We start from the raw sequence: 25106 nt of genomic DNA on the forward strand, positions 1-25106 counted from the left end.
ACGCCTGCCCCACTCTGGGTGTCGATATCATTCGAATCGCCTCGGAGGCTCCCGTGAGGAAATGGCTGCCCTTATTCGCCGCGTGCCTTGGCACGCTGATGCTGCTCATCGACGTCACCATCGTCAATGTCGCGCTTCCCGACATCGCCGCCGATCTCGGCACCGGTCTGTCCGGACTGCAGTGGGTCATGGACGGATATGCGCTCGCGCTGGCCGCGCTGCTGCTGATGCTCGGTTCGTTGGCCGACCGGGTCGGTGCGAAACGCGCCTATCTCGCCGGACTCGTCGTCTTCGCGCTCGCCTCGCTGATCTGCGGGATCGCCGACACCTCGGCGAGTCTCATTGCGGCGCGGGCACTACAGGGTATCGGCGGGGCCGCGATGTTCGCGACCACCCTATCGCTGCTGCACTCCACCTATACCGGCCGTGATCGCGGTGTCGCCTTCGGCGTCTGGGGCGCGGTATCGGGTGCCGCGGCTGGAATCGGTGTCGTGCTAGGCGGTGTGCTCACCGAGGCGCTGTCGTGGCGTTGGATCTTTTTCGTAAATCTGCCGATCGCGGTATTGGCGATCGTATTGACCGCCATTGTTTTCCAGCCGTCGGTGCGGCAGGCGGATCGGGCCATCGATGTGCCGGGCATGCTCGCGTTCGCGACTGCGGCGACATCGGTCACCTACGGTGTCATCCGCGGCGGTGAACACGGCTGGTCCGATGGGCATACACTGCTCGCCCTGGCACTCGGTGCGGTCGCACTGTTGGCCTTCGCATTCCTCGAATCCCGCAGTGCTGCGGCGATGTTCCCGCTGGCCCTGCTCGGTAATCGCAATTTCGGCGCCACCCTTGTCTCCGCGTCCGGACAGACGTTCGCGGCCTTCGCCGCCACGCCCCTTATTTCGCTCTGGCTGCAGCAGCAGTTGCATATGTCGCCCATGCGCGCCGGATTGGCCATGCTGCCGATGGCCGCGACGGCGTTCGTGGTCGCCGGCGCATTCGGCAAACTGCTGCACGATGTTTCACCGAAATGGACGATCGGCGCCGGTCTGGTGCTGGTCGGTATCGGCACCGGGCTGATGACCATCATCGATACCGAATCATCCTGGGCAGCATTGGTTCCCGGATTCGTGGTGATCGGCGCCGGAATCGGCATCAACGCGCCTGCCCTTGTCGCGGTGGGGATGGCCGCGGTGCCGCCGCACCAGGGCGGGATCGCCGCGGGCGCGGTGAATACCGCGCGGCAGCTCGGCCTCGCACTCGGAGTCGCAGTGCTGGGCACCGTATTCCGCGAAGTCGCCGATGACACACGACCAATGACATTGTCGCGGTTCGTCGACGGGTTGGACGCGGCGTTCAGCATCGCGGCCGCAATCGGAATCGTATTCGGCATGCTCGCATTCGGCCTGTTCCATCGTCAGCGCCAACTTACCGACGTCCCAACCCAGCCCGAGACCGTCGTCGCCTGAGCATCGACCCCGCACACCAACCGGGCACCGCGTACACGCGATGCCCGGTCAGGAGACGGATTGCCCCGGTACTACCGATTACCGCTGCGGCAGAACAGATTCGTCACCCTGCGGGCGCGGGCCGAGGATGCGGCGGTCGGATTCGTCGATGCGGACATCGTTGATGCTCGCTTCGCGTCGCGACATCAGACCGTCCGGGGTGAACTCCCACTGCTCGTTGCCGTAACTGCGCCACCACTGGCCGGATTCATCATGCCATTCGTACTGAAAGCGGACCGCGATGCGGTTGTCTTCGAAGGCCCAGAGATCTTTGCGGAGTGCGTACCCGTTTTCGATGGACCACTTTCGGGTGAGGAATTCGACGATGGCCGCGCGTCCGGTGAAGAACTCGGCGCGGTTGCGCCACACCGAATCCTCGGTGTACGCGGCGGCGACGCGCTCGGGATCCCTGGTGTTCCAGGCATTCTCGGCGGCGCGCACCTTGGCCTTGGCGGATTCCAGGTCGAACGGCGGCAGCGGAGGTCGCATGGCAATTCCCTTCTCGGGTATGAGGTCATGGGTTGACTGGGGAGAGTTCGGCCGGGCCCCAGCGGAGCGGGCCCGGGCCAGGGAGCTCGACCACTTCCGTAATGGTGAAGTCGATCGAGCACTGAGCTCCGGCAGTGAAGGTTTCGGGTGCCCAGGACAATTCGGCGGTTCCGGTGAGGTGAAGGGTTGCGCCCGTGGCCCAGTCCTGGATCAGGATGCCGCAGCGTGGGTTCACCGCGATATTTCCGAGTGTCATGAACATCGAATTGCCCTGATAGTCCGGCCATCTCAGCCGAGTCGGTGAAAGCACCTGCAGGAATCCGGGATTTCCGCCGCGATGGGAGGCATCGGCATTGCCGTCGGTATCCGCTGTGGCGACGAAGAAGGCATCCGCCGCGCCGATCAGTCCACGCTGTCGCGCATCGAGTTCCGTGCCATGCAGGGGTGCCGGTAGGTCTATATCGGGGCGATACGATTCGATCTGCCTGCGCGAGATGTACTTCGGACAGTTCGAATACACCTGATCGACGGTAATCAGCAGGCCCGCCTGTTTTGGCGTCGCAGATCCGTTGACGCGCATTCGCCTTCGCCGCTGCGGCTGCAGCGCAATCATGCCGATCCGGGCAGGACGAGTCAGCGCTTCGTGCAGTGGATCTCCGGCGACCGGAAAAGCATCGATCGCGATCGTCTCGCCATCGATGACACGCACGAACCCCGGCGATCCGACCAACGACCCTGCCCACACCCTTCCCGCGAGGTCCGCAGCCCCGAGCACCACCATCGGCTGCTCCGCCAGAAACCCGGCTGCGATATCCGGGATGTCGGCGCGAATCATCCGCCCCACCCGGTCGGCGATATGCGCCTGGCCCATTCGCCGCTGCACGGCGATCTCGCCCGAATGGAAGTGGCTCATCAGGATCCTCCTGACGTGTTCGACGTGTTCCGGCTCAGAAGAATCCACAGGTCGGAGCGGCACCGCTGGGCGCGGGAGCGTGTTCGGCGCCCGTGGGTGCGTAGACCTCGAGGCGGATGCCGTCGGGATCGGTGAAGAAGATGCCGCCCGAGGCGACGCCCTCGCCGTGCGCGACCACACCATTGTGGGCAAAACTCACCGCGAGTTCCCGCAGCAGCGCCTCGATCGTGCGCACCTGTTCGACGGTGTCGACCTGGAACGAAAGATGGTGCAGGCCAGGGGTTTCAGTGGAGAACGCGCCATTGGACTGCTGCCAGAGGGTCAGCACGAGCTTGCCATTGGCACCCAGGAAAGCCCAACGCTTGTCGTCGTCGGTACTGGCAGCGAGCTGCTCGAACCCGAATGCGCGCCGATAGAAGTCCACTGATCGGTTCAGGTCGGAGACATTCAGGCCGACGTGTCCGGTGACCAACTCGGGCGCGATAGCTGTCGTCATCGTGATCCTCCTGGAATTTTTAACTGGTCAAGTTAATTTGACCAGTTAGAACTTAGGCGATGGGGCTGCGTCCGTCAACCTTTAAAATCGGTTTAGATAGTTAGAACGGTGGTGGTTGCCCTGGAGACGACGGGGAGATCGTTACCCTCAGGTATGCCCGATCCACGCCCCCACCTCGGTGAACCGCTGGCACTCGACCTGCTGAACACTCGGTGGAACCAGGACGGACCGCGGGATCTGCTCATCGATGTCACCGGTCTGGGCATCTGGCTCGCCACGGCGGGACTCGATGATCGCGCGAAGACGGATGAGCGGACCCTGCAAGCGGTACTCACCGCTCGCGCCGCCATCTACGACGTGGTGAAACATGCCTCGCACACCGCGCTCAACGAAGTACTCGGCCACGGCCGGATCCGACGCCTCCTGACCGATACCGGACCCGCCGACATCGTCGACGTACCCGAAACCACTTGGCTCCCAGCCTGGCTCGCCGCCGATAACCTGCTGCGGCTACTGGCCGAGGCACCCGACCGGATCCGCCAATGCGCCCATCCGGACTGTGTGCTGTTCTTCTACGACACCTCGAAAAACGGCACCCGCCGATGGCATTCGATGGCGACCTGCGGCAATCGAACCAAGGCCGCGCGCCACTACGCGAAAAAGGGCTGAGCTCAGAAGAGTTCGTCGAGCAGTCGGTAGTAGTCCAGTCGCCGTCGGTCCGGCTCGGCGAGCCCGTAGGCAGCATAGAACGCGCGCAATTCGTCGGCACCGAAATCCTCGAGCAGATCGCGCCGAGCCAGGGCCAGGTCGCGGTATCGATCCGCGACACCCAAGCCGCCGACGTCGATCAGCAGACCACCGACAAGCACATTGGCCGGGGTGAAATCACCGTGCGCGACAACCAGATCCTCCGCCAGCGGACGTTCGGCGAGCAGGCGTTGGTAGATCTGTTCCGGCGTCAGCCCTCGGTGGTCGTCGTCGAAGTCGTCGACATCGACCAAACCCTCCAGCACCCGGCGCCGCGCCTGCGCCAGCATTACATCCAACCGGCCGTCGAACGGGCATTCGGCGACGGGAATGTCATGCAGACGCCGCAGCAGTGCGCCCATGACCGCGCCCACCGATTCCGTCGGCTCGGCGGCCAGGCTCGGCAGACCCGCGTCGGTGAGCACCAAGACGTCCTCTTCGAACACGGCAATGTCCGGTAGTTGAATCCCCTTGCCCCGCAACCAATTCAGTCGCACAAATTCAGCGGCGGCCTGCGGGCCCCGCTTGACCCAGTAGGCATCATCGACATGCGCGACACCGCCGCTCATCCCCTCGTGTTCCCGCGACCACGCGGGATCGTCACCCAGCACTGCGGCAACCTTCGGCGGCAAGGTCGTGGGCAGATCGTCGAGAAGGTCGAGGGCGGTACGCGTGGATTCGATCAGCTCGGTATCCCCCTCGACGACGCGCAGTTTCAACGCCTCGGTGAGCCGAGCCCTGGCCTCGGACAGTCTGCCCTGTTCGGCGAGGGCCTTGCCCAGGTGCTGCAGCGCGAACGAAAGCACCTCGGAATCGGTGGCTCGGTCCACGGCTCGGCGATACAGCGTTTCGGCGGTGACGGTGTCACCCCCGTAGTGGTAGACATCGCCGAGGTTGATCCAGACCGACATCCGGCGATAGTCACTATCGGCGAGTTCAAGAGCGCGATCGAGATGATCGAGGGCCTCGGCGTAGCGGCCGAGGAGCATCAGCTCGATGCCGAGCTTGCGGAATTCGGCGAAGTCGACCGGCCGCGCCGCGGCAACGCGCGCGGCCAATTCCTCATGATCGGTGGGGATCATGCGCAGCCGCTCGTCGAAGCGGTAACCGTGGTCGGTCACCGCCACGCCTCGCCAGCGCTCGGCTCCGCCGCGACCGGCGGTGCGGTGTATATCGCGGCCTCCCTGCGCTCGGTCACCAGCGTGATCTCGGTACGTCGAAGTCGGCGCAGAGCGCACGCCACACATCACGCGGGTCGATACCCGCTTCGATGGCGGCAGCCCCCGTTCGTCCACCCAGCGCCGGGATCGTGTGGTCCTCGAGCAGCGCATCGCCGCGGGCCACACCGAATTCGGTGTGCAACAGCTCCTGGAACTCCGTCAACCGCACCGTATTCAAGATACTCGCGCCCATGCGGCCGTTCACTCCGGCCGCTCGATCTGCGCGCGGTGTCGGCTCGGAAATGGCACAGCAGGCCACTAGTGGGTCCGCACGCTGAGCACGCCGTGACAGATACGAATGGGGTCGGCGACGTCCGCGATGCCCGCGGCTGCCCGTTGCGCCGCGGCCCGGTAACCGGGCGTGTTGAGCAGGTCGAGCACCGCGGAGCGCACCGCGTCGGCGGTCAGCGGGCGAACCAGGATCGAACTGCCTTGGCGGGCAGCACGATTGGCCAGTTCCCACTGGTCGCCGCCACCGGGAACCGTCACTATCGGCACACCCGCGAGCAGAGATTTCGCCAGCAGACCGTGGCCGCCGCCACCGACCACGACCGAAGCATGAGTAAGCAGTTCGTCTTGGCGGCCGAGTCCGGCGGTTGCCCATGGCGGCAGATCGGCGGGCGGGGTGTCGAGCATGGAAACGGCCACCCGGGCACCCGCTCCGTCCAGTGCGGTCAGCACGGTTTCGACCATGCCCGCGACACCGGTGTGCGCGGTCGACGGCGCCACCATCACCAGCGGCTCGTCGCCGGACGGTGGTTGCAGGATTTTCGGAGTCGGCTCCCACAGCAGCGGGCCGACGACGTGGGTGTGCTCGGGCCAGTCGGGGCGCGACACCTCGAGCGCGGGCAGGGTAGCGATCAGGCGGGCCGCCGGCCCCGGGTCGGCGGCGGGCAGTCCGACGCTTTCACGGGCCTGCTCGCGTTGACGCAGACCATTGCGAATGGCGCGGGCGGTCATGGTGCGCAACATGCCGTCACGTAGGCGGCCACGCACCCCCTCCCCCGGCGCGAGGCCACTGCCGATGGGCGGCAACGCCTTCGACGGTAGATACAGCGGATGCGGCGATAGTTCAACCCACGGCACACCGAGTCGCTCGGCAGCCATCCCGCCACCGGCGGTCAGCACATCCGACACCACGAGCTCGGGCAGCATCGCGCTCAAATCGGGCAGGATTTCGGTCGAAATGTGGGCCGCACGTTCATGTATGCGCTGTCCGGCATCACTGTCGTCGTCGACCGTGCGCGGCGCGAGCCCCTTGAGTCTGCGCACCGCGATACCCGCCCGCTTGGCCGCGTCGAACCAACGCGGTCCGGTGAACAGCACCGGATCGTCACCGGCGGCCAGGAACCGTTCGCACAGCGCCAGCGCCGGAAACGCATGGCCGGGATCCGGCCCGGCAACAACGGCAATACGCATGCGGCCAGCCTGCCACATCGATCTCGGAACTCGGTGCGACGCCGATCGGGTTTGGGCCAGCACCCAATGCGCCCCGTGGAAGGTGCCTCGAAATCCCGTTCGAAGCCAACTGCGGACGACATGCTGATCAGACCATTCACCTGGAGAGATGGGGCGCAGTATCCGTCGCCACCGTCGACGAATTGCTGAACCTGCTGAGCGGATGCGCCGACATCGGGAATATGCCCGACGCAGCGGCGACCCCGTCGAGACCTGGCGCCCAGTGATGCAAACAATCACCGGCACCCACTGAACCCAACCGATTTCAACACTTCCCCACCCATCCGTTACCCTTGCTCAGCAACACCGGTCCGGGTGGCGGAATGGCAGACGCGCTAGCTTGAGGTGCTAGTGCCCTTTATCGGGCGTGGGGGTTCAAGTCCCCCTCCGGACACCAGTGCTAACCCCACAGGGGGTGGCACCAACGATTGCGAGTTGCTGTTGGTGCTTGTAGCGCACTTGTAGATCCAGTGCTCGATACAGTTGCAGCTTGTCGACTGGGTCTCCTGCTGTGAGGACGGCGCGGACGTCGCCGAGCGAGTCGATCAACTTGCGGATTTCGGTGTCGGTGAGCCGCTGGATTTTGGGCAGGCTCTTCAACTCGGCTTCGGCTGCCGCTTTGTCTGCTTGTGCCGTGTTCATAGCCGCGACGAGGGCTTGTGGATCGACTCCGACCTCGATGGCGGCGAGGTGGCGCGCGAGTCGAGCTTCGGCGTCGGTGACGCGTTGTCGAAGCATCCGTCGATGGGTGTCGGTGTCATCGGTATCGTGGGCGGCCACGAGGGCCGCGATGGTGTTGTCGCGGTGTCGGCGGTCGAAAAGGCTCGCCAGCCAGCCATCGGTTGACCAGTGATTCCATGCTCTGACCTGCACCGATATGTGGCACATCTGCCGGAAATCGACTCTGCGGCACCCTCGGGAATGTTTGCTGGCGGGGGTGATCGACGGTGATCACACCCGTCATCCCGCCCCAGTCACCGCTGCAGGAACTCATCCACGGCCCCCTGTCCACGACCGCGACGCGTGTCGCCAACAGTGAAGTCGTCTACGGGATGTGCACCGTCGGGGAAGCCGGACGCGTCATCGACAAGCACGCCTACGCGGCCCTGGACTGGCGGCCGGGAACTCGCCTGGAGTTGAGCTGCCTGGATGCGGGTGTGCTGCTGGCCCGCCCGGCCGCGGATGGGCCGGTCCTTGTCACCGCGGGCGGATTCTTCCGTATCCCGTATCGGCTGCGGCGCCGGGTGAGCCTGTTCATCGGAGACCGTGCCCTGCTGATAGGGCACCGCACCCGCAACCAGTTGCTGATCCATCCGCCCGCCGCGCTCGACGAGTTGTGTGCCGCGAGCCTGCGCGTCCTCGAGGCGGCGCGGCGATGACGACACTGACTCAGCCTGCGGCGAACGCCGAGACCATTGCCGCCGCGCGAGTGCTGCTGACCCAGATGGGTATCTCTCCCGCCGATCTCATCACCACCGGTGCGGCGGTGCCGACCTTCGGCGAGGTCATCCCCAAGGTGAAAGCGCGGTTGTCGGCGGGCACGCTGCGCACCTACAACACACACTCTCGCAGATAGCCCCAGGACACGTTGTCCCCGTAGTGATCTTGACGGTCACCGCCCGGATGTCAAGACTCGGTCCATGGACCTCAAAACGAACCGCTCAGCCTACCTGAGTCCTCCCCACGACGGAAGGCAGCCGACAGGCGAGGAGCTACCCCTGACTCGGCACTCCCGTCACCACGGGCCCAACAAGCCCAGATACACACCGCAACAACATCTCCCGACCCTACCCACCACATTGCGCCTAATCCGAGATCACCTGCGACTATCCCGCGTCACCGCTCATGCACGGCACGGGATCAGCCCCTCCTATCTCAGCCAAATCGAGCGCGGCGAACGCACCCCATCCATCGAGACACTCGAAATGATCATCGCCGGTTACAAACTCACACCGGTGCTGGCGCGTCACCTATGGGACCTACGGACTCCCGCACAGGATCTCCCGGCAGTGGAGAACCTTCGTCAGTGCGTGAACGAGAATGTCGGACTCATGGCCTACCTCCATGACCTCGAAGTACGGGGAGTACTCGCGGCCTACGTGGATCCAATGTGGAATGTACTGGCCTGCAACGGATTATTCTGGTCACTCACACCTGACCTCAATGAAACCAAGTGCATCCCGGCATGGCTGTTCAGCCCGATCGCCCGGACCGTCCTCCTCCAATGGCGCAGCGAAGCCGCCTACTCCGTCGCCACCATCAAAGGCGCTCTCGCACGCTACCGCGGCAGCGAACAAGCACATGCCCTCATACGACGGCTTCACTCCGACAAGGACTTTCAAGAATTGTGGTCCGGCACCATCGACGTCGCCTACGGCCGTGACACCAACCACCTCCTGCACGCGCGTAACCCCGCGACCGAAGAACTGGGCAGCTACCGCCTCTGCGTGGCGGACGTGACACAAAATCAGCACGTTCAGCTGATCACCGCGATCCGGACTCGCTACTCCGGCCCCAAGTTCTCCCAACCACACTGAAGGAGCCGGCGGCAAGCTCGCTGACCGGGCTCACCCGTCGACGGAACGTATTCAAGGGACTGTTGTGACGCTCCTGCGCGGGGCGGGAATCCTGCCTGCCTGCTGGGCCATCTCGGGAGAGGCTGTGCACGAAAGTTGACAGTCAAGACCATGGTCGGTCCCATGTGCTGAGTCCCGCGGGATCAGTGCGTCTCCTCGGCCACCGCAGCCGCAGCGGGCAGCGGCGAAGGCTTCGAGGAGTCGTTGCGTTCCAGGCATCGTGGGTGTAGACCGGCATATCCGGAGTCCGGCAATTGCTGCAGGCCGGAGTCGACGACGTCGTCGGCACCCTCATGGACGAGAACATCAGGCCGCCGGCGCCGCCCACGGCCGGCGACTCTATGAAGCCGAACCGGCGGCGACGGTCGGCGAACTCGGCAGGCAGGTGACCCGGCGCACCACACTCTACGACGTCCTCCTCGACCCACCCCACGCTTTGCGGCCCACGCTGCTCGCCCGACAACCGAGATGGCATTCGGCATGAAAACAGCAGGCCAAGATGGCCTCGTCGGCATCAGTTCCGGCGTCACCCCGGGCTCGGCTTCATCGGCATGGCTTTCCTCTGGACAGTCGTCCGCGTTTCGCCCGCTCCGAGGACGCGTACAGAGTGGCCGGATCACACGGGCGGCGTGGGGTGATCTCGCCGATCGTTCAAAGGGATGACCCAGTCCGACACCTTCAACCGTGTGCGGGTCGGCTCCGCTCGGCGACCCAGGCGGCGATCTGGGCGCGGGAGGTGAATCCGAGTTTGGTCAGGATGTGTTCGACGTGTCCCTCAGCGGTGCGCAGCGAGATGACCAGGCGGGTGGCGATGGCCCTGTTGGTCAGGCCGTCGGCGACGAGGTCGGCAACCTCCTGCTCCCGTCTGGTCAGCTTCGCCGGATCAGCAGCCGCGGCCCTTGGTTGCTCTCCTAGGGCGTAGTCGGTCGCGGCGTCGAGATCGAGTGCGGCGCCTTCGCGGTAGGCGGCCTCGAAGGATCGCTGGCCGAGCGTGCGACGGACGGCTCGCTCGCAGTCCTCATGGTGGACCGCCAGGCCCGCAAACAGTATGGAAGAGCCGCCAATCGCCTGAGATAGTGCCTGCGCGGCGCCCAGCAACACCGAGGCGCGTCGCGCGCTGCCCTCGGCGCCGACGACCCAAGCCAGACCTTCCAGGGCTATCGCGGCCATGAGCAGGTCTTTCTGTTGTCTGGCCAGCTGCAACTCCTGCCGCAGCAACTGTAGCGCACGGTCGCGATCACCCTGGCGCCACGCGGCAATCGCCGCCCCCCACAAGGCATATGATCGATGTGCGGATTCGCCGTGGGATTCGATGATCGCGAGGGCCTTCTCGAAGTACGAGAGAGCTGCTGCGCTGTCCTCCCGGAATGTGTGCACCCATCCGAGCCCGAGCAGGGCCCAGACCTGCCCGTAGACCTCGCCTTGTGCAGTGAACGTCTCGAGGGCCGCCTCCGTGGGAGCGCGGGCGCGCGCAGAGTCAGCGATGCGGACCGCGTGCAGACCTTGGGTGAGGTTCACGAACGCGTGCACGATCGGATGCTCGGTCTGTTCGGCGAGCGCCTGCGCCTGCCTGACCAGTGCGGATGCCGCGGGGAGATCGTCCTGGGATTCGGTCACCAGGCTGGCTCGCCACAGTGCCTTGGCGCGTGCCGGCGTGGCAGTGGCGGGTGCGCCGGCGAGGGCGCGGTCGAGCCAGTGCCGAGCCTCACCGAGCTGGCTTCGGGAGAACCAGAACAGTTGCAGGGCTGCCGCGAACGACAACGCGGCGTCGGATCCTGCTCGGGTGTCGGTCAAGCAGAAGTCCAATGCCTCGCGCAGGTTCGGTTGTTCGCGGTCGAGGCGGGCGATCCAGTCGAGCTGGCGGGGACTGATCCAATCGGCCTCGGCGTCCTCGGCGAGCTGCCGATACCAGTCCAGGTGCCGGCGCCGCAATTCCAGGTATTCGCCGGCTTCGTCGAGTTTGTCGCGGCCGTAGTCACGGACCGTCTCGAGCAGCCGGAACCGCACCACCGACTCCGACTCCTCGCGATTCAGGATGGACTTTTCGACCAGGGCGGTGAGCACATCGAGCAGATCCTGTGCTCCGAGGTCGCCTCGACACACCTGTTCGGCGGCGTCGAGTTCGAAACTGCCGGCGAATACCGACAGCTGGGCCCACACCTGCTGTTCGGCCGGGGTGCACAGCGAGTGACTCCAGTCGATGCACCACTGCAGGGTCTGCTGGCGGCTCGGCGCGCTGCGGCTGCCGCGGGTGAGCAGCGCGTACCGGTCGGTGAGCCGTTGCAGGATCTGTTCGGGTGACAGTGCTGGCAGCCGGGCTGCCGCCAACTCGATGGCCAGCGGCAGCCCGTCGAGGTGGCGGCAGATCTCGGCCACCGCGGCGAGGTTGTCCTTGGTGAGCGCAAAGCCGGGCACCGCGGCGGCGGCTCGTTCGACGAACAGGCTGACCGCGTCGTAGCGGGGCGCACCCCGCAGCGACGGTTCCCGATCTGGATCGGGAACCGTCAGCGGCCGCACCCGCAGTACGGATTCCCCGCCGATGCCCAGCGGCTCGCGGCTGGTGGCGAGGATCCGCAGCCCCGGGCACGCCCGCAGCAGAGTCTCGGCAACCTTCGCTGCCGCATCCACGATTTGTTCGCAATTGTCGAGCACCAGCAGCAACTGCTTTGGCGCCAGATATTCGATCAGCACATCGAGCACCGACTGTCCCCGCGGACGCAACCCCACAGCGGCAGCGATCACCCCCGGCAGCAGGCCACCATCGTGCAGCTCGCTGAGCTCGACCAACCACACCCCGTCAGTGAAGTCGCGTCGCGCACCGGTCGCGACCCGCAACGCCAGCCGGGTTTTGCCCACCCCACCGATCCCGGTCAACGTCACCAGCCGCGAGCTCGCCAGCAGGCTCTTGGCCTCGGTCAATTCGGCGCGGCGGCCGACGAAGCTCGTCAGCTCTAGAGGAAGAGACGCCTGTGCGCTGACCCGCGAACCAGACGGTGCGGGCCCCCGAACCGGCGAGCGGCCGGTGGCAAGTGGAATCAATGGAATCGGGGTTCTGTCTGGCTGCTCGGCACCCGTTGTGATCCGCACCGCCATCTCATCGACCGGCCACCCGCGCTCGACCTGCAGTTGCTGCAACTGCTCGCCGAAGGCCGCCGCGGCGGGCCGCTGCTCGGGAGCGCGGGCCATGGCATGTTCGATTGCGGTCGAGATCTCTTCGTCGATGCTGTGCTCGCGCAGATTCGGCGTCGGCTGCGTGGTGATCCGCAGAAACTGGGCCACCATCTGCTCCCCGCTGCGTCGCTCGAACGCCGCATGCCCGGTCAACGCGGCGAACAAGGTAGCGCCCAGACCATAGACATCGGCCGCCGCGGTCGGCTGTTCTCCCGCCAGCACCTCCGGTGCGGTGAACGCCGGCGAACCCGTTATCGTGCCCGTGGCGGTACGAAATCCGTCGGCGATACGCGCGATCCCGAAATCGGTCAGTGCCGGCTCACCGTAATCGGTGATCAGGATGTTGGCGGGCTTGACATCCCGATGCACGATGCCGAGCCGGTGCGCGGTCTCCAGCGCCCCGGCAACCTTCACCCCCACTTGCAACGACTCCTGCACCGACAGCGGACCGTAACGACGGATTCGGGCGTCGAGGGAATCCTGCGGATAGTAGGGCATCACCAGATAGGGCAGACCGGATGCGGTGGTGCCGACCTGCAGTACTGCCACGATGTTCGGGTGCCCGGTCAGCCGGCCCATCGCCCGCTGCTCCCGAACAAACCGTTCCCGGTTGCCCTCCGCGAGGTCGGCGGTCAGAACCTTGACCGCCACAGTCCGATCCAAGGCCGTCTGGGAGCACCGATACACCACGCCGAAGCCGCCGCGACCGATCTCCTCGGCGTCGGCGAATCCAGCTTCCGCCAGCTCCACCGGGACCGTGGAGATCACCTCGCGCTGAGTCTTGAACGAGTCGATTTCACCCATATACAGGTCCTGCTCGATGGTGTACCTCAGCATATAGCGCCAGACCAGTGCAGTGGCGTCGCCGTTGGCCCCCGTATCTGCAGCCAACTGAGGGTCTGTCCTGACCTGCAATATTTTGTGGCAGGCGTGTCGGCAAGAGTGCTAGCTGGTGGGGTCGATTCCCGCGGTCGGGCGGGTGTGTTGGCGGGTGGTGGCCGATGATCCCGCTGTTGGCTTTTCCGCAGGTGCCGTTGGCGAAGTTGATCCATGGTCCGGCACCGGCCGACCCGCTCGTTCGGGTGCCCGACCGCGATCTCGTCTATGGCGTGTCGGCGGTGGGTGATAGGGGTCGGATCGCGGCCAAAGCGCTCGTATTCGACCAGGCACGAAAGCATCTCGGTGATCTGATGGACGCGTTGAGTGATGCTCGCGGCCAGGAACTTGACCGGCGCCTGCGCGTACTCATGCCAGATTCGTTGCAGCGGCACTGGAGTACCAAGAGCGAACGTTGTACTGCAAGATTCGAGCCACGACAGACTCAATGTTCGGCCGCGAGATCAGCCGGCATCCGGACTATCCGCGTGCACGTGAACTGCTCAATACAAGCATGCGCGGGATCGCCCTGACATACGCCTTCGATCGAAAAGACGCCGCCGAACGACCCGCATCTCGTGCAGTGGACGGCCCTCGCCCTCGTCGACCGCTGAAGCCATTGTTGACCGGGCGAGGCGGCCGGATTCGGCTCCCGCTATCCGGTCAGGTCGCGCCCGCGTGCGACGCGAGCGATACTCCACAGTTGTACTTCGTTCGCGCCCTCGTAGATCTCGCCGATTTTGCTGTCACGCCAGATCGCCTCGAGCGGATTGACTCGCCCATCGTCGGACAGACTGCGGATGAAGCCATACCCGCCATGAACCTGAATAGCATCTACGAGCTACATCGACGGCGACTCGACTGCCCGTAAAACGGCGTCTCCAGTTATTGATCCCGATTTATGTCGGCCGCCCGGCCGTCAATTCCATGTCGCCCGATCGCCGAGGATCCTGCGGATCGAGTACGTGACCATCCCACGTACTGCGTTCGCAGTACGTGGGATGGCCTGCGCACAGACGATGCCGATTACCGGGCCGTCGAAGGAGCATGGCGGCATGGCGAAATTCCTGTACCGACTCGGTCGGTTCGCGTTCGAGAAGCGGCGGGTGGTCCTGCTGCTGTGGTTGGGGGTTATGGCGGCTGTGGTGGCGGGGGCGGTGAATGCGCCTACTCCGCCGCCGGATTCGTTCTCCATTCCGGGGACCGAATCTCAGCAGGCGTTCGACCTGCTCGGCGAACGTTTCCCGGGTACAAAGTCCGATGGCGCGCAAGCACGGATCGTCTTCGTGGCGCCCGAGGGCCAGCAGATCGGGTCGGAGGTGAACAAGGCGGCGGTCGAGAAGATCGTCTCGGACGTAGCGGGGGGCGCGCAGGTGAAGGGCGTGCTCGATCCGTTCCAGACCGGAGCGGTCAGTAGAGACGGCCGGACCGCCTATGCAACCGTGAGTTACGGGGCGACCAGTGACAACCTCACCGACTCCACCAAGACAGCGCTGACGAACGCGGCCGACACCGGCAAGGCCGCCGGAGTGGCCGTGGAGATCGGTGGGTCCGCGCTGCAGGCCAAGCCCGAAATGGGCGGTGCGACCGAGGTTATCGGCATCGCCATCGCGGCCGTTGTCCTGATGATCACCTTCGGTGCGTTCGCGGCCGCCGGGCTACCGTTGCTCACCGCGCTGATCGGGATCGGTGTCGGTATCGCCGCGATCGTGGCGATCGGGTTGTCTACCACGACAACGACTCTGGCCATGATGCTCGGGCTCGCGGTCGGCATCGACTACGCGTTGTTCATCGTCTCCCGGTACCGGACCGAACGCGCCGAGGGCCACAGTGCGGAGGAGGCGGCCGGCCGGGCCGTCGGAACGGCTGGATCCGCGGTGGTTTTCGCCGGGCTCACTGTGGTGATCGCGTTGGCCGGACTGGCGGTGGTGGGGATTCCGGCGCTGACCAAGATGGGTCTGGCCGCGGCGGGCACCGTTGCCATTGCCGTCACCATCGCGCTGACGCTGCTGCCCGCGTTGCTCGGGTTCTTCCAGCGGGCGGTGATGCCGCGGGCCTTCCGCAAGGCGCAGGCCACTGCCGCTCAGGCATCGAACGCGCGAGATATGCTGGCGGCCGACCCGATTCAGGACGATAAACCCAACATGGGCATGCGCTGGGCCGCATTCATCATCCGCCGCCCGGTGGCGGTGCTCCTCATCGGCTTGGTCGGCATGGGTGCGCTGGCCCTGCCGGTGAAGAGCCTCGAACTCGGCATGCCGGGTGACGAATCGCAGCCGACCTCAACGACCCAGCGCCGCGCCTACGATGCACTGGCCGCCGGCTTCGGCCCCGGCTTCAATGGCCCACTCACTATCGCGATGGATGTCAAGGGCGTAGCCGACCCGAAGGCCGCGGTCGAGCAGGCGAGCCGGACGCTCGCGGCGACCGAAGGGGTTGTCTCGGTCTCGCCGGCGATGTTCAATCAGGCCGGTGACGCCGCCATGCTCACCGTGGTGCCCGCCACGGGTCCGTCGTCGACCACGACGAAGGATCTCGTGCACGAATTGCGCGGTGCGGCAAGCGATCTGAAGGTCACTACCGGTGCGACCATGCTGGTCACCGGTGCGACCGCCATGAATATCGACGTCTCGCAGAAGATGGCCGACGCGCTGCTGCCCTATCTCGCGGTGGTGGCAGGATTGGCCATCCTGTTGCTGATGGTCGTGTTCCGTTCGATCGCGGTCCCGGTCAAGGCGGCACTGGGCTTCCTGCTCTCAGTGGGCGCGGCCTTCGGCGTGATCGTCGCGGTATTCCAGTGGGGCTGGCTCGCCGACCTCATCGGAGTCCAGCAGACCGGACCAGTGATGAGCATGATGCCGATCTTCCTGATCGGCGTGGTATTCGGACTCGCAATGGACTACGAGGTCTTCCTGGTCACCCGGATGCGAGAGGCCTTCGCCCACGGACAGAGCGCGCAGGACGCCATCGTCACCGGATTCCGGCACAGCGCGCGAGTGGTGGTGGCCGCGGCGGCCATCATGATCGCGGTGTTCGGCGGTTTCATCGGCGGCGGCGAACCCATGGTCAAGATGATGGGCTTGGGACTGGCGGCGGCGGTCTTCTTCGACGCCTTCATCGTCCGGATGACGCTGGTCCCGGCCGTGCTCGCACTTCTCGGCAACAAGGCGTGGTGGCTGCCGCGCTGGCTGGCCAAAATCCTGCCGAATGTAGATGTGGAGGGCGAGAGCTTGAACCGCGCCCCGGCCGCCGAACCGGTCCAGGAACTCGAATCCGCCCGCGCCTGAGTGGAAAGGCATCGGTAGGCCGCCCTGGACAGGCGGCCTACCGGTCGCTTCGGGACCCGCCGATTAGGGTGCACTGAGACTGAGGAGGAAAATGGCCACGGAATGGTCGCAGTGGCCGCGCCGGCACAGTCGCGCCGTCGACGTGGTCATCGCCGTGCTGCTGTGTGCTTTCGCCACCTATGCGAGCAGGTTGGCCGATCATGGTCCTGCGGAGGGGCCGGTAGTTGTCCGGTCGGCGTCGCTGGCAGTGTTCGGTTTGTCGGCGCTGGCCTCGCTCGCGTTGCTGTGGCGGCGGCGGTTTCCGCGCACGGTACTTGTCGTTACCACCATCTGTGGGGTCGTGATCGGCGCGCTGGGTTTCGAGATTTCGGTATTCACTACGGGGGCGGCGTTCGTCGCCGCGTATTCTCTGGGGCTCTGGTCGCCGGATCTGTACACCGCCAAGGTCGCGCCGGTGATCTCCGGCGCGGTGTTGCTGGTTACCTCCCTCTTTCACAATTTCGTGCCGGTGGTGACCGGTGGGCGCGTCACGCTGGTCGCGGCGGCGCTGGTGGCGGGCGCGTTCGCCGAAGCGGGGCGCAGCCGGCGAAACTATCTGGCAGCCTTGCACGCGCGCGCCCAACTGGCCGAACGCACCCGCGAGGAGGAGGCCCGGCAGCGGGTCGGTGAGGAGCGGCTGCGGATCGCCCGCGAACTGCACGATATCGTCGCCCACCACATGGCCCTGGCACACGCTCAAGCCTCCACCGCCGCATATCTTTTGCGTAGTCAGCCGGATCAGGCGCAGGAGATGCTCGATCAGTTGGCGGGCACCACCTCCGCGGCGTTGCGGGAACTGAAGGCCACCGTGGGGCTATTGCGGGACGATGGCTCCGACGCGCCGCTGGAACCGACGCCGGGACTGGCCCAATTGCCCGATCTGCTCACGTCTTTCGAGCGGACCGGCCTCACCTTGTCGCTATCGATCACCGGGGCGCCGCGGCCGCTCTCCCCGGGCGCGGACCTGACCGCGTACAGAATCATCCAGGAGGCCCTCACCAACGTCACCAAGCATGCCGGCAGCGCGGCCGCGACCGTGCGGCTGGTTTATTCGCGGCTGCTGCTGACGATCAGCGTGACCGACGGCGGCGGTCCGGCGGCCGAATACGGTGGCGGCGAACCGGATTGGGATGGCAACATCTCAGAACACCAGGGCTACGGGCTGATCGGTATGAACGAGCGCGCCGTCTCGGTCGGCGGGCAGCTGCACGCGGGGCGCAGGCCCGACGGCGGGTTCGAAGTCACCACGGAATTGCCCCTCGAACCGCCACCCCTCGAACCGCCGAAAACCCCCGACCGCGAGGACAAGACATGACCATCCGGGTACTGCTGGCCGATGATCAAGCCCTGCTCGCCGGTACCTTCCGGCTGCTGATCGATTCGGCCGAGGACATGGAGGTGGTCGGCATCGCGGCAAACGGGCGCGAGGCAGTTGAACTGGCACGGTCGGCGCAACCGGACGTGGTGGTCATGGACATCCGCATGCCCGGCGTGGACGGCCTCGCCGCGACCCAGGAGATCTGCGCCGACCCGGCACTGCACGGCACCCGCGTGCTGATCCTCACCACCTTCGAACTCGATGAGTACGTGGCACAGGCCCTGCGCGCGGGCGCCAGCGGGTTCCTCGGCAAAGACGTCGGCCCGGAAGAACTTCTGCGTTCCATCCGTGCCGTCTCCGCCGGTGACGCGCTGCTGTCGCCCACCGCGACCCGCACCCTGATCGCCCGCTACCTCGCCCGCCCCGAAAGCCGTGTCAGCGCAGCCGAATCCCTCGAGATCCTCACCGCCCGCGAACGCGAAGTCGTCGCCATGGTCGCGCAGGGCCTGTCCAATGAGGAGATCGCCCAGAAGATGTACGTCAGCCCGCTGACCGTGCGCACCCACGTCCAGCGGGCCATGTCGAAAGTGAGCGTGCAGAACCGAGCCCAACTCGTTGTCATCGCCTTCCAATCCGGACTGGTGCGCATCGAGCCCCCACGGCAAAACGGCACCGGTACACGCCAATAGCCTCCGCCGTAACGGATCCAGGCGCTCAATTGTGCAGACGCAATCGGGCGCCTGTGTTCCACGCCTGAGCACCGCCCGCTGGACACGTTCTCTGCGAACCGCCGGGGCTGGCCATTCCCTATCTCGACGATGCTCAGCGTAACGAGTTCGCGGAGCTGTATCTCGACCTACTGGCCCGATCCTGTCCGCCGCGCATGACACCCTACGCGTCGATTTCGAGGTGCGCATTGCGGAACTCCAATGCTGCCGTCGAATATCCCTGTGCGGCAGGAGATTACGGCACCCGGATGGTGGAAGGAGGATTCGGCGGCAGCATCATCGCCGTGTTCGACGCCGACCGCACCGAATAGTTCTCCACCGCCATCTCCGACGGCTACCGACGACCCGGCGGCGCTTCGCCGCGAACATTCGTCGCGTTGGCGTCCGATTGTGCGCACCGCATCGCCTGACTGCGCGGACGCGGCCCGGTCCCAGTGGTAGTCGCGCAAGAGCATTCAGTGATCAGTTCATCCGGCGTATTGCGCCCTCCGACCGGAGGTCGGCGATGGTGGGGTAGCCGTCGATGGCCATGAGCAGGTCGGCCTCGGCGAGGATCGACCTGATGTGGTGGACTACGCCGTCTTCGCCGCCCAGGGCGAGGGCGTAGGCGTAGGACCGGCCGATGCCGACGGCGGTGGCTCCCAGTGCCAGGGCCTTGACGACGTCGGTGCCGCTGCGTACCCCGGAGTCGAACAGCACCGGTGTGCCGTCGGCCGCGGCTACGACATCCGGCAGGGTCTCCAGTGCGGGCAGTCCGCCATTGGCTTGTCGCCCACCGTGATTGGAGCAGTAGATGCAGTCGGCTCCGAGGTCGATCGCCTTACGAACATCGTCGGGGTGATTGATGCCCTTGAGCACGACTGGCAAGCTCGTGGCCTCACGGATCCACTGCAGGTCCTCCCATGACAGCGAATAGCCGAACTGGCTCGCCCACTCCGCAGCGGCGGCCGAGACATCGTCTTCGGGTTTGGCGGCCAGCCGCCGAAGGAAGTTTTCGTCGGTGAAGTAGTTGGCCAGGCAGTATCCGCGCAGCTGCGGGAAGTTCGCTCGGTTCAAATCCCGTGGCCGCCAGCCGGTGACCCAGGTGTCGAGCGTGACGACGAGGGCCTGGTATCCGGCGGCCTCGGCGCGGTGGATCAGGCTGAGCGCGAGGTCGCGATCCTTCGGCGTGTACAGCTGGAAGAACCCGGGGGTGTTGCCCAGCGCGGGACCCAATTGCTCCATCGGGTCGGTGGACAGCGTGGACTGCACCACCGGCACACCGGTGCGGGCTGCGGCGCGTGCCACATGCAGATCGCCGTGGAAATCCTGGGCGCAGAGGCCGATGACACCAATGGGAACGGTGAACAATGGTGTGGGAAGGTGCATTCCGAACAGTTCGATCGACAGGTCGCGTTCATATTTGCCGTTGAACATGCGGGGGATGAGCCCCCATTTCTCGAACGCCGCGATGTTCGCCCGTTGGGTGTATTCGTTGCCGCAGCCACCCGCCACGTAGGACAGAATCCACTCCGGCAGCATCTCGGCCGCCCGGTGCTCGAGGGTCTGAAAGTCGACGGGATAGCGCGGGAGGATCCCCTCGGTCCCCGCCCGGTAGATCTCGAGCTGGAAGTCACCGTATTGCTGTACCACCTGTGGTGTCCTTGTCTGCCGCTTCTTCTGGGAACTCAGCGACGTCGAGTGGCTGCGGGCGCGAGCATGATCGAAGCTGCCAAGCTCACGCCGAAACCAGGCGTCGGAGCACGAGCGGCTCGGCCAGAAGCTCCTCCAGTGCCTTCGCGGCGCGCACGAAGTGTGGAGTCGTGAGATGCGTCTCGAGGGCCTCGTCGTCTGCCCATTCCTCCACCGCCACCCACCGGGTGGGGTCGTTCGGATTCACGTACATGCGGTAGGACACGCACCCGGGCTCGGCGGCCGAAGGCGCTGCGATCTCCTCCAGCGCCGCGCGCAGGCGGTCCTCCATACCGGGGATAGCGCGAAATTCGGCGACAACGTGCAGGCTCATGGGTAAAGGTTCTCCAGTCTTGTCTAGTGTGGGATAAATGAAAGAGGTACTGCTGGACGCTACGGTCGTCTCAGCTACTGATGTCCGCGCCCAGGGCGCGAGCGAATTCGGTAGCGGCGGCCAAGAATTCGTGCGCGAGTTCCCGCTCGTCGACGAAGGTGAGTTTCCGATCTTCGACCAAGACGCGACCGTCGGCGATAACCATGTCGACGTCCCCGCTACCTCCCGCCATCAGAAACGATTGGAGCGGGCGGCGCATGCCGCGGTAACGGAAGTCGTTGATCGGCACGGTGATCAGGTCGGCCTTCTTGTCCACGGAGAGCGATCCGATTTCCGCCGCCCAACCGAGCGCTTCGGCGCCACGCAGTGTGGCCATGGAGAGCGCCCGCATCGGGGTGACCACAGTCGAATCGCCTGCGGCCTCGTTGTACGCGAGCCAGCCCATCCGCATCGCTTCGGGCATGCCGCCCACCGGAAGTGGACCACCATCGGTGCTCAACGAGACAGGCGCTTTCGCATTCAGCAGGCGAAGTATCTGCTTCGTCGAGGTGATCACATTCTCGCCTGTCGCCCCGTATCGCTGTGGCGAGTGTGTGATGTGCACACCGGCGTCGAGTAGCCAACCGAGCTCGTCGTCATCGGCGAATGCGGTGTGTGCGGAGATGATTCGAGGCGACAGCAGTCCCAGCCGATGCCATCGTTCGATGGAACGACAACCGAACACTTCGCGGGACGTGTGACTCTCGGTGTCCAATGCCGCGATATGCGTGGCGATCGGGGTATCGAATCGCCTGGCCAGTTCATCCACGCCGAGCATCAGCTCGTCGCTCGCAGATATGTGGGTCAGGATCGATGGCATTGCCCGCAAAAGCCCCGACTCATGGCGGTTGTAGCGTTCGAGCACGACGCTGGTCTGAGACAGCACCTCCGCGGTGTCCTGAGTGCGGACGAACGTGCTCTCCCCCGGTGTACACACGCCGTCGACTCCGTAGGCGGTCACGACAGCCCGAATACCCGTTTCCAATACCGCCGCAGCGAGCGCATCCGGCCGATTGATGGAGCCGAAGTCGCCGACCGTGGTTGTGCCCGAACGAAGTTGGGAGGTCAACGATTCGAGTGCGGCGAGCCGCGCGAGTTCCGGCGGCATCGCGGCTGTCACGGCACGGAATCCGTCGAAGATGACGCTGACGGCCCCCATATCCGCTCCCGAACGGGCTCGGGCCGTCACCCGAATCATCGCTTCCCACGGTCATTCCCGCGTGAGCGCGCAGTGCCGATGCTTCGTGCCAATGGTCATTGATCAAGCCGGGCAACACCATTCGATCGCGTGCGTCGATGCGGCGGGTGTGGCCGTCCGTTGGCACCGGCAGGGTCCGCTCGATGTCATCGACTTCGGCGGAGGTTCCCACAGCGAGGATGGTCGCTTCACCCACGAGCACGGAGCCGTTAGCGATGACCGGACGCTGAGGATCCGCCGTATATACGAAGGCGGCATCGATACGGAGCCGGGCATAGCGATCAGGGAGGGGAGAAATCAGTGAACTCATATCGGCGAACACGAATATTCCTCCTTTCCGTTCTTCCAGAGGTCTAGAACTCTGATGAATATTCGCCGGAATTACTTGTCGCTACGCGCACAGCCTCTTGGTCGAATGCGAACCTCGGTGCGATCAACCCAGATCATCGAGGGCCAGCACGATTTCGCCGCGAATCGCCTCGCCCAATCCTTGCAACGGAGCAGGCAGCTTGGGATTCGTCACCAAGCCCAGAATCTCGGCGACCACGGAGACGACTCGAAGGCTGCCGTAGGCGCGGAACAATTGCCAGAACCGCTCGAATCGATGGGACAGCTCGAGTGCCGTGTCGGCGTCGCCGGACTGGGCGGCCCTGGTGAGCGCCACACAGGGCGCGGGTAGTACGCCAGCGAGCACGCTATACCAGACCTCGCAACCAGCGTTGAGGCCGCGCGCGGCGAATTCGTCGCCGCTGACACCGATGGTGACCTCCGCAGGAATTCGCGCGCGCAGCGATGCCACTCGGGTGGCCGCCTCGATCGGATCGAGTGGCACACCGGGAATCTTGATGGACCGGACATTCGGCAGGTTCGCGATGCGGGAATGCAATTCGTCGCTGAAGCTGAAGTGTGTGGTGGCGGGATTGTCGTAGACGCACAAGGGCACCGAGAGATCCCGAGTGACCTCCTCGAACAGTGTGTACACCTCGTCAGAAGTCAGCTGCTGGTAGGAAACCGGCGCAAGCAGAACCCCCGCCGCACCCGCGTTCTGAGCGTCCTGCGCGCAAGCGTGGACATCGCGTGTCCGCAGCGCGCCGATTCCGATAATCACCGGCGTACCTCCGGCCGCGTCGACAGCCAATTCGGCGACTCGTCTTCGTTCCTGCCGATCGAGGTACATGTAGCTGCCCGTGGACCCCAGGGCGCCGATCGAATCCACTCCGGCCTCGGACAGCCGTTCGACGAGCCCCCGAAACGCCTTCTCGTCCACGCCGGACTCCGTGAACGGAGTCAGTGGGAACGCCGACAATCCAGTGAACATCTCTGACCACTCCCACCTTGTCACGGCACCGGTGCCGAATATCTGAACTATACGTCATTAAACTATACGATGAGTTCATCTTGCATCGCTCAGGCGGGTACCGGCGCAGCTGCACCAACGAGCGGTCCAGCGCGTTCCGGTGGCGGCGGCACCAACGACGTGGCCAGTGCGGCGAGGACAGCGACGACCGCGAACACGTAGAACGCGGTCGTCCCACCCGCGCCCGCGCCAACCAGAAAGCCGCCGATCACCGGACCCGCGATGCCACCAAGCCTGCCGAACCCGGCGCACCACGCCACTCCCGCGGCCCGCGCCCGCGTCGGGTAGTAATTCGAGACCATTCCGTAGATGAGCACCTGAGTGCCGATCGTGCCGATACCCGCCAGCGCGATAATTCCCAGCAGCGCCACGAACGGCAGCTTCAGCGGAAAGAGTGCGAGCGAGAGCGCGGCAACCAGAAAGGTCACCACCACAACCGATTTCGCTCCGACCCGATCGGCCCAACCGGAGGCGAACAGACCGCCCACGACCGCTCCGAGATTGAGAACCAGCAGAAACGTGAGCGAGTAGCTCTTACCGTAGCCATTGTCCGACATGATCTTCGGCAGCCAGGTGTTGAGTCCGTAGGTCAGCAGCAGTCCGGCGAAGCTCATAGTGCCCAGCACCAGCGTCGGCCATGCGAACGATCGACTCGCCAGCGCGGCGAACCCCACCGAGTTCCCGCCGGCGGGCACGGCCTCCTCCGATACCAGCGGCAATCCGATGCGGTGCGCCACGGCGCGGGCCCGGCCGTCACGCCCGCGCGCTTGCAGCCATTTCACCGATTCGGGAAGTTTGGCGACGGCCACCGGAACCACCAGCACGATGGGCAGCACACCGATCCAGAACAGGCCACGCCACCCGACGGCGTCTTCCAGAAAGATCGTCACCAGCGATGCCAGCACCCCGCCGACCGGCACCCCGCTGTACACGATCGCGTTGTAGCGGTTGCCGCGACCGGCGGGCGCGAACTCCGCCACGAGCGGACCCACCGTAGCCACCAGTGCACCGACGCCGATGCCGGTCGCGAAACGACCGACCGCGAAGGCCGACACCGACGTGGTCATGGCTGTCGCCCCCATACAGAGCGAGAACCAGGCCAAGTTGATCAACATGATCTTGCGGCGGCCGATCCAGTCGCCGAGACTTCCCGCGACGAGCGCGCCGACAAGCACTCCGACCAATGCGTAACTGCCCAGGGTTCCCGCGTGTGCCGGATCGAGTGGACCCAGTTGCGAGGAGTCGGCGAGCAGGATGGGCAGCACCGCACCGTAGATCACCAGGTCATAGCCGTCGAAGGCAAGAGTGATGGCCGACAGCGCGACGACCCAGGAGACTGTGCGCCGGCGTCGGCGCTCCAGTTCGGATTCAGACATAAGACAACTCCACGCGGGCAATGAGAATGAAGAGGAAGAGGGAGCGGATGGCCGCGAACCCCTCGGGGACGACAGCACGAGTGCTGTCGATCGTGACAGTGTGTGACGGCGATCACCCTAGGCAATTGCCCAGTCCCGACCCGGACCTCCATTGATCACTCAGCCGTATCACTACGCAAAGCAAGTTCGTGAACTATAAGTTTTAAATTCGAACGCTCCGTTCATTACCCTGTCGGGTGCATATGATTGCCGACCCATCCCGCTTTGTCCACCCAACGCGAGCCGTTGACACGCCCGATCCGCACAGATAGCAT

The 25106-nt window shown here is 65.2% G+C and carries 22 protein-coding genes, 1 tRNA gene and 1 pseudogene; 10 read left to right on the forward strand and 14 right to left on the reverse strand.

Annotated features, from left to right (window positions below; translation table 11 throughout):
• Positions 1-53 precede the first annotated feature (53 nt).
• Positions 54-1460: an MFS transporter gene (locus tag ACQP2U_RS27865; protein ID WP_433710164.1), complete on the forward strand. Its 1407-nt coding sequence runs from the start codon at positions 54-56 to the stop codon at positions 1458-1460.
• Positions 1461-1538: 78 nt separating this feature from the next.
• Here ACQP2U_RS27865 and ACQP2U_RS27870 read toward each other — a convergent pair whose 3' ends face one another.
• From ACQP2U_RS27870 to ACQP2U_RS27880, 3 genes are read right to left on the reverse strand one after another with little or no spacing between them, the layout of a single operon-like run.
• Entirely contained in the window at positions 1539-1988 is a 450-nt protein-coding gene (locus ACQP2U_RS27870) for a nuclear transport factor 2 family protein (RefSeq protein ID WP_397028337.1), read from the reverse strand.
• Between the two features lie 25 nt (positions 1989-2013).
• On the reverse strand, positions 2014-2901 hold the full coding sequence (locus tag ACQP2U_RS27875; protein ID WP_433710165.1) for a pyridoxamine 5'-phosphate oxidase family protein: 888 nt from the start codon (positions 2899-2901) through the stop codon (positions 2014-2016).
• 34 nt (positions 2902-2935) lie between these two features.
• Entirely contained in the window at positions 2936-3397 is a 462-nt protein-coding gene (locus tag ACQP2U_RS27880) for a VOC family protein (RefSeq protein ID WP_433710166.1), read from the reverse strand.
• Between the two features lie 153 nt (positions 3398-3550).
• Here ACQP2U_RS27880 and ACQP2U_RS27885 point away from each other — a divergent pair, with 153 nt between their 5' ends.
• The gene (locus ACQP2U_RS27885) at positions 3551-4066 is read left to right on the forward strand and encodes a CGNR zinc finger domain-containing protein (RefSeq protein WP_433710167.1); all 516 of its coding nucleotides are present in this window, start codon (positions 3551-3553) and stop codon (positions 4064-4066) included.
• A gap of 2 nt (positions 4067-4068) precedes the next feature.
• Here ACQP2U_RS27885 and ACQP2U_RS27890 read toward each other — a convergent pair whose 3' ends face one another.
• The 3 genes from ACQP2U_RS27890 to ACQP2U_RS27900 all read right to left on the reverse strand — a co-directional run bounded on the left by ACQP2U_RS27890 (position 4069) and on the right by ACQP2U_RS27900 (position 6783).
• Positions 4069-5265 carry a tetratricopeptide repeat protein gene (locus ACQP2U_RS27890; RefSeq protein ID WP_433710168.1) on the reverse strand — a complete coding sequence of 399 codons (1197 nt, stop codon included), beginning with the start codon at positions 5263-5265 and terminating at the stop codon, positions 4069-4071.
• A 73-nt stretch (positions 5266-5338) separates the two neighbouring features.
• Positions 5339-5533, reverse strand: coding sequence for a DUF3046 domain-containing protein (locus ACQP2U_RS27895; RefSeq protein ID WP_433716604.1), 195 nt, complete (start codon positions 5531-5533; stop codon positions 5339-5341).
• A gap of 89 nt (positions 5534-5622) precedes the next feature.
• Complete coding sequence (locus tag ACQP2U_RS27900) at positions 5623-6783, reverse strand: glycosyltransferase (protein ID WP_433710169.1); 1161 nt, start codon at positions 6781-6783, stop codon at positions 5623-5625.
• 348 nt (positions 6784-7131) lie between these two features.
• Between ACQP2U_RS27900 and ACQP2U_RS27905 the strand changes: the two genes are divergently transcribed.
• Positions 7132-7219 (forward strand) — tRNA-Leu (locus ACQP2U_RS27905).
• On the opposite strand, the gene ACQP2U_RS27910 is transcribed toward ACQP2U_RS27905, so the two are convergent.
• On the reverse strand, positions 7198-7695 hold the full coding sequence (locus ACQP2U_RS27910) for a hypothetical protein (RefSeq protein ID WP_433710170.1): 498 nt from the start codon (positions 7693-7695) through the stop codon (positions 7198-7200). The genes ACQP2U_RS27905 and ACQP2U_RS27910 overlap by 22 nt on opposite strands.
• Positions 7696-7769: 74 nt before the next feature.
• Between ACQP2U_RS27910 and ACQP2U_RS27915 the strand changes: the two genes are divergently transcribed.
• The 3 genes from ACQP2U_RS27915 (at position 7770) to ACQP2U_RS27925 (ending at position 9359) form a co-directional block, all read left to right on the forward strand.
• Positions 7770-8201 (forward strand): hypothetical protein, encoded by a 432-nt coding sequence (locus tag ACQP2U_RS27915; protein WP_433710171.1) that lies wholly within the window; start codon positions 7770-7772, stop codon positions 8199-8201.
• Positions 8198-8398: a hypothetical protein gene (locus tag ACQP2U_RS27920; RefSeq protein ID WP_433710172.1), complete on the forward strand. Its 201-nt coding sequence runs from the start codon at positions 8198-8200 to the stop codon at positions 8396-8398. The genes ACQP2U_RS27915 and ACQP2U_RS27920 overlap by 4 nt, the downstream gene beginning before the upstream one ends.
• Positions 8399-8462: 64 nt before the next feature.
• Positions 8463-9359, forward strand: coding sequence for a helix-turn-helix domain-containing protein (locus tag ACQP2U_RS27925; protein WP_433710173.1), 897 nt, complete (start codon positions 8463-8465; stop codon positions 9357-9359).
• 717 nt (positions 9360-10076) lie between these two features.
• On the opposite strand, the gene ACQP2U_RS27930 is transcribed toward ACQP2U_RS27925, so the two are convergent.
• Complete coding sequence (locus tag ACQP2U_RS27930; RefSeq protein ID WP_433716605.1) at positions 10077-13373, reverse strand: protein kinase domain-containing protein; 3297 nt, start codon at positions 13371-13373, stop codon at positions 10077-10079.
• A 727-nt stretch (positions 13374-14100) separates the two neighbouring features.
• A pseudogene (locus ACQP2U_RS27935) lies at positions 14101-14280 on the reverse strand (acyl-CoA dehydrogenase family protein); the annotation flags it as partial.
• Positions 14281-14500: 220 nt separating this feature from the next.
• Here ACQP2U_RS27935 and ACQP2U_RS27940 point away from each other — a divergent pair.
• From ACQP2U_RS27940 to ACQP2U_RS27955, 4 genes are all read left to right on the forward strand, one after another.
• Positions 14501-16732 (forward strand): MMPL family transporter, encoded by a 2232-nt coding sequence (locus tag ACQP2U_RS27940; protein ID WP_433710174.1) that lies wholly within the window; start codon positions 14501-14503, stop codon positions 16730-16732.
• Positions 16733-16823: 91 nt separating this feature from the next.
• Positions 16824-18086: a sensor histidine kinase gene (locus ACQP2U_RS27945; protein WP_433710175.1), complete on the forward strand. Its 1263-nt coding sequence runs from the start codon at positions 16824-16826 to the stop codon at positions 18084-18086.
• Entirely contained in the window at positions 18083-18778 is a 696-nt protein-coding gene (locus ACQP2U_RS27950) for a response regulator (protein ID WP_433710176.1), read from the forward strand. The genes ACQP2U_RS27945 and ACQP2U_RS27950 overlap by 4 nt, the downstream gene beginning before the upstream one ends.
• Before the next feature lie 227 nt (positions 18779-19005).
• Complete coding sequence (locus tag ACQP2U_RS27955; RefSeq protein WP_433710177.1) at positions 19006-19128, forward strand: hypothetical protein; 123 nt, start codon at positions 19006-19008, stop codon at positions 19126-19128.
• Positions 19129-19279: 151 nt separating this feature from the next.
• On the opposite strand, the gene ACQP2U_RS27960 is transcribed toward ACQP2U_RS27955, so the two are convergent.
• The 5 genes from ACQP2U_RS27960 to ACQP2U_RS27980 form a co-directional block, all read right to left on the reverse strand.
• A complete protein-coding gene (locus ACQP2U_RS27960; RefSeq protein ID WP_433710178.1) occupies positions 19280-20449 on the reverse strand; it encodes an alpha-hydroxy-acid oxidizing protein in 1170 nt (389 codons plus the stop codon).
• Between the two features lie 85 nt (positions 20450-20534).
• Positions 20535-20822: a putative quinol monooxygenase gene (locus ACQP2U_RS27965; protein ID WP_433710179.1), complete on the reverse strand. Its 288-nt coding sequence runs from the start codon at positions 20820-20822 to the stop codon at positions 20535-20537.
• Positions 20823-20892: 70 nt separating this feature from the next.
• Positions 20893-22020, reverse strand: coding sequence for an amidohydrolase family protein (locus ACQP2U_RS27970; protein WP_433710180.1), 1128 nt, complete (start codon positions 22018-22020; stop codon positions 20893-20895).
• A gap of 472 nt (positions 22021-22492) precedes the next feature.
• Complete coding sequence (locus tag ACQP2U_RS27975) at positions 22493-23377, reverse strand: dihydrodipicolinate synthase family protein (protein WP_433710181.1); 885 nt, start codon at positions 23375-23377, stop codon at positions 22493-22495.
• An 89-nt stretch (positions 23378-23466) separates the two neighbouring features.
• Complete coding sequence (locus ACQP2U_RS27980; RefSeq protein WP_433710182.1) at positions 23467-24792, reverse strand: MFS transporter; 1326 nt, start codon at positions 24790-24792, stop codon at positions 23467-23469.
• Positions 24793-25106 lie beyond the last annotated feature (314 nt).

The sequence above is a fragment of the Nocardia sp. CA-084685 genome (genome assembly GCF_050955785.1).
Lineage (GTDB): Bacteria > Actinomycetota > Actinomycetes > Mycobacteriales > Mycobacteriaceae > Nocardia.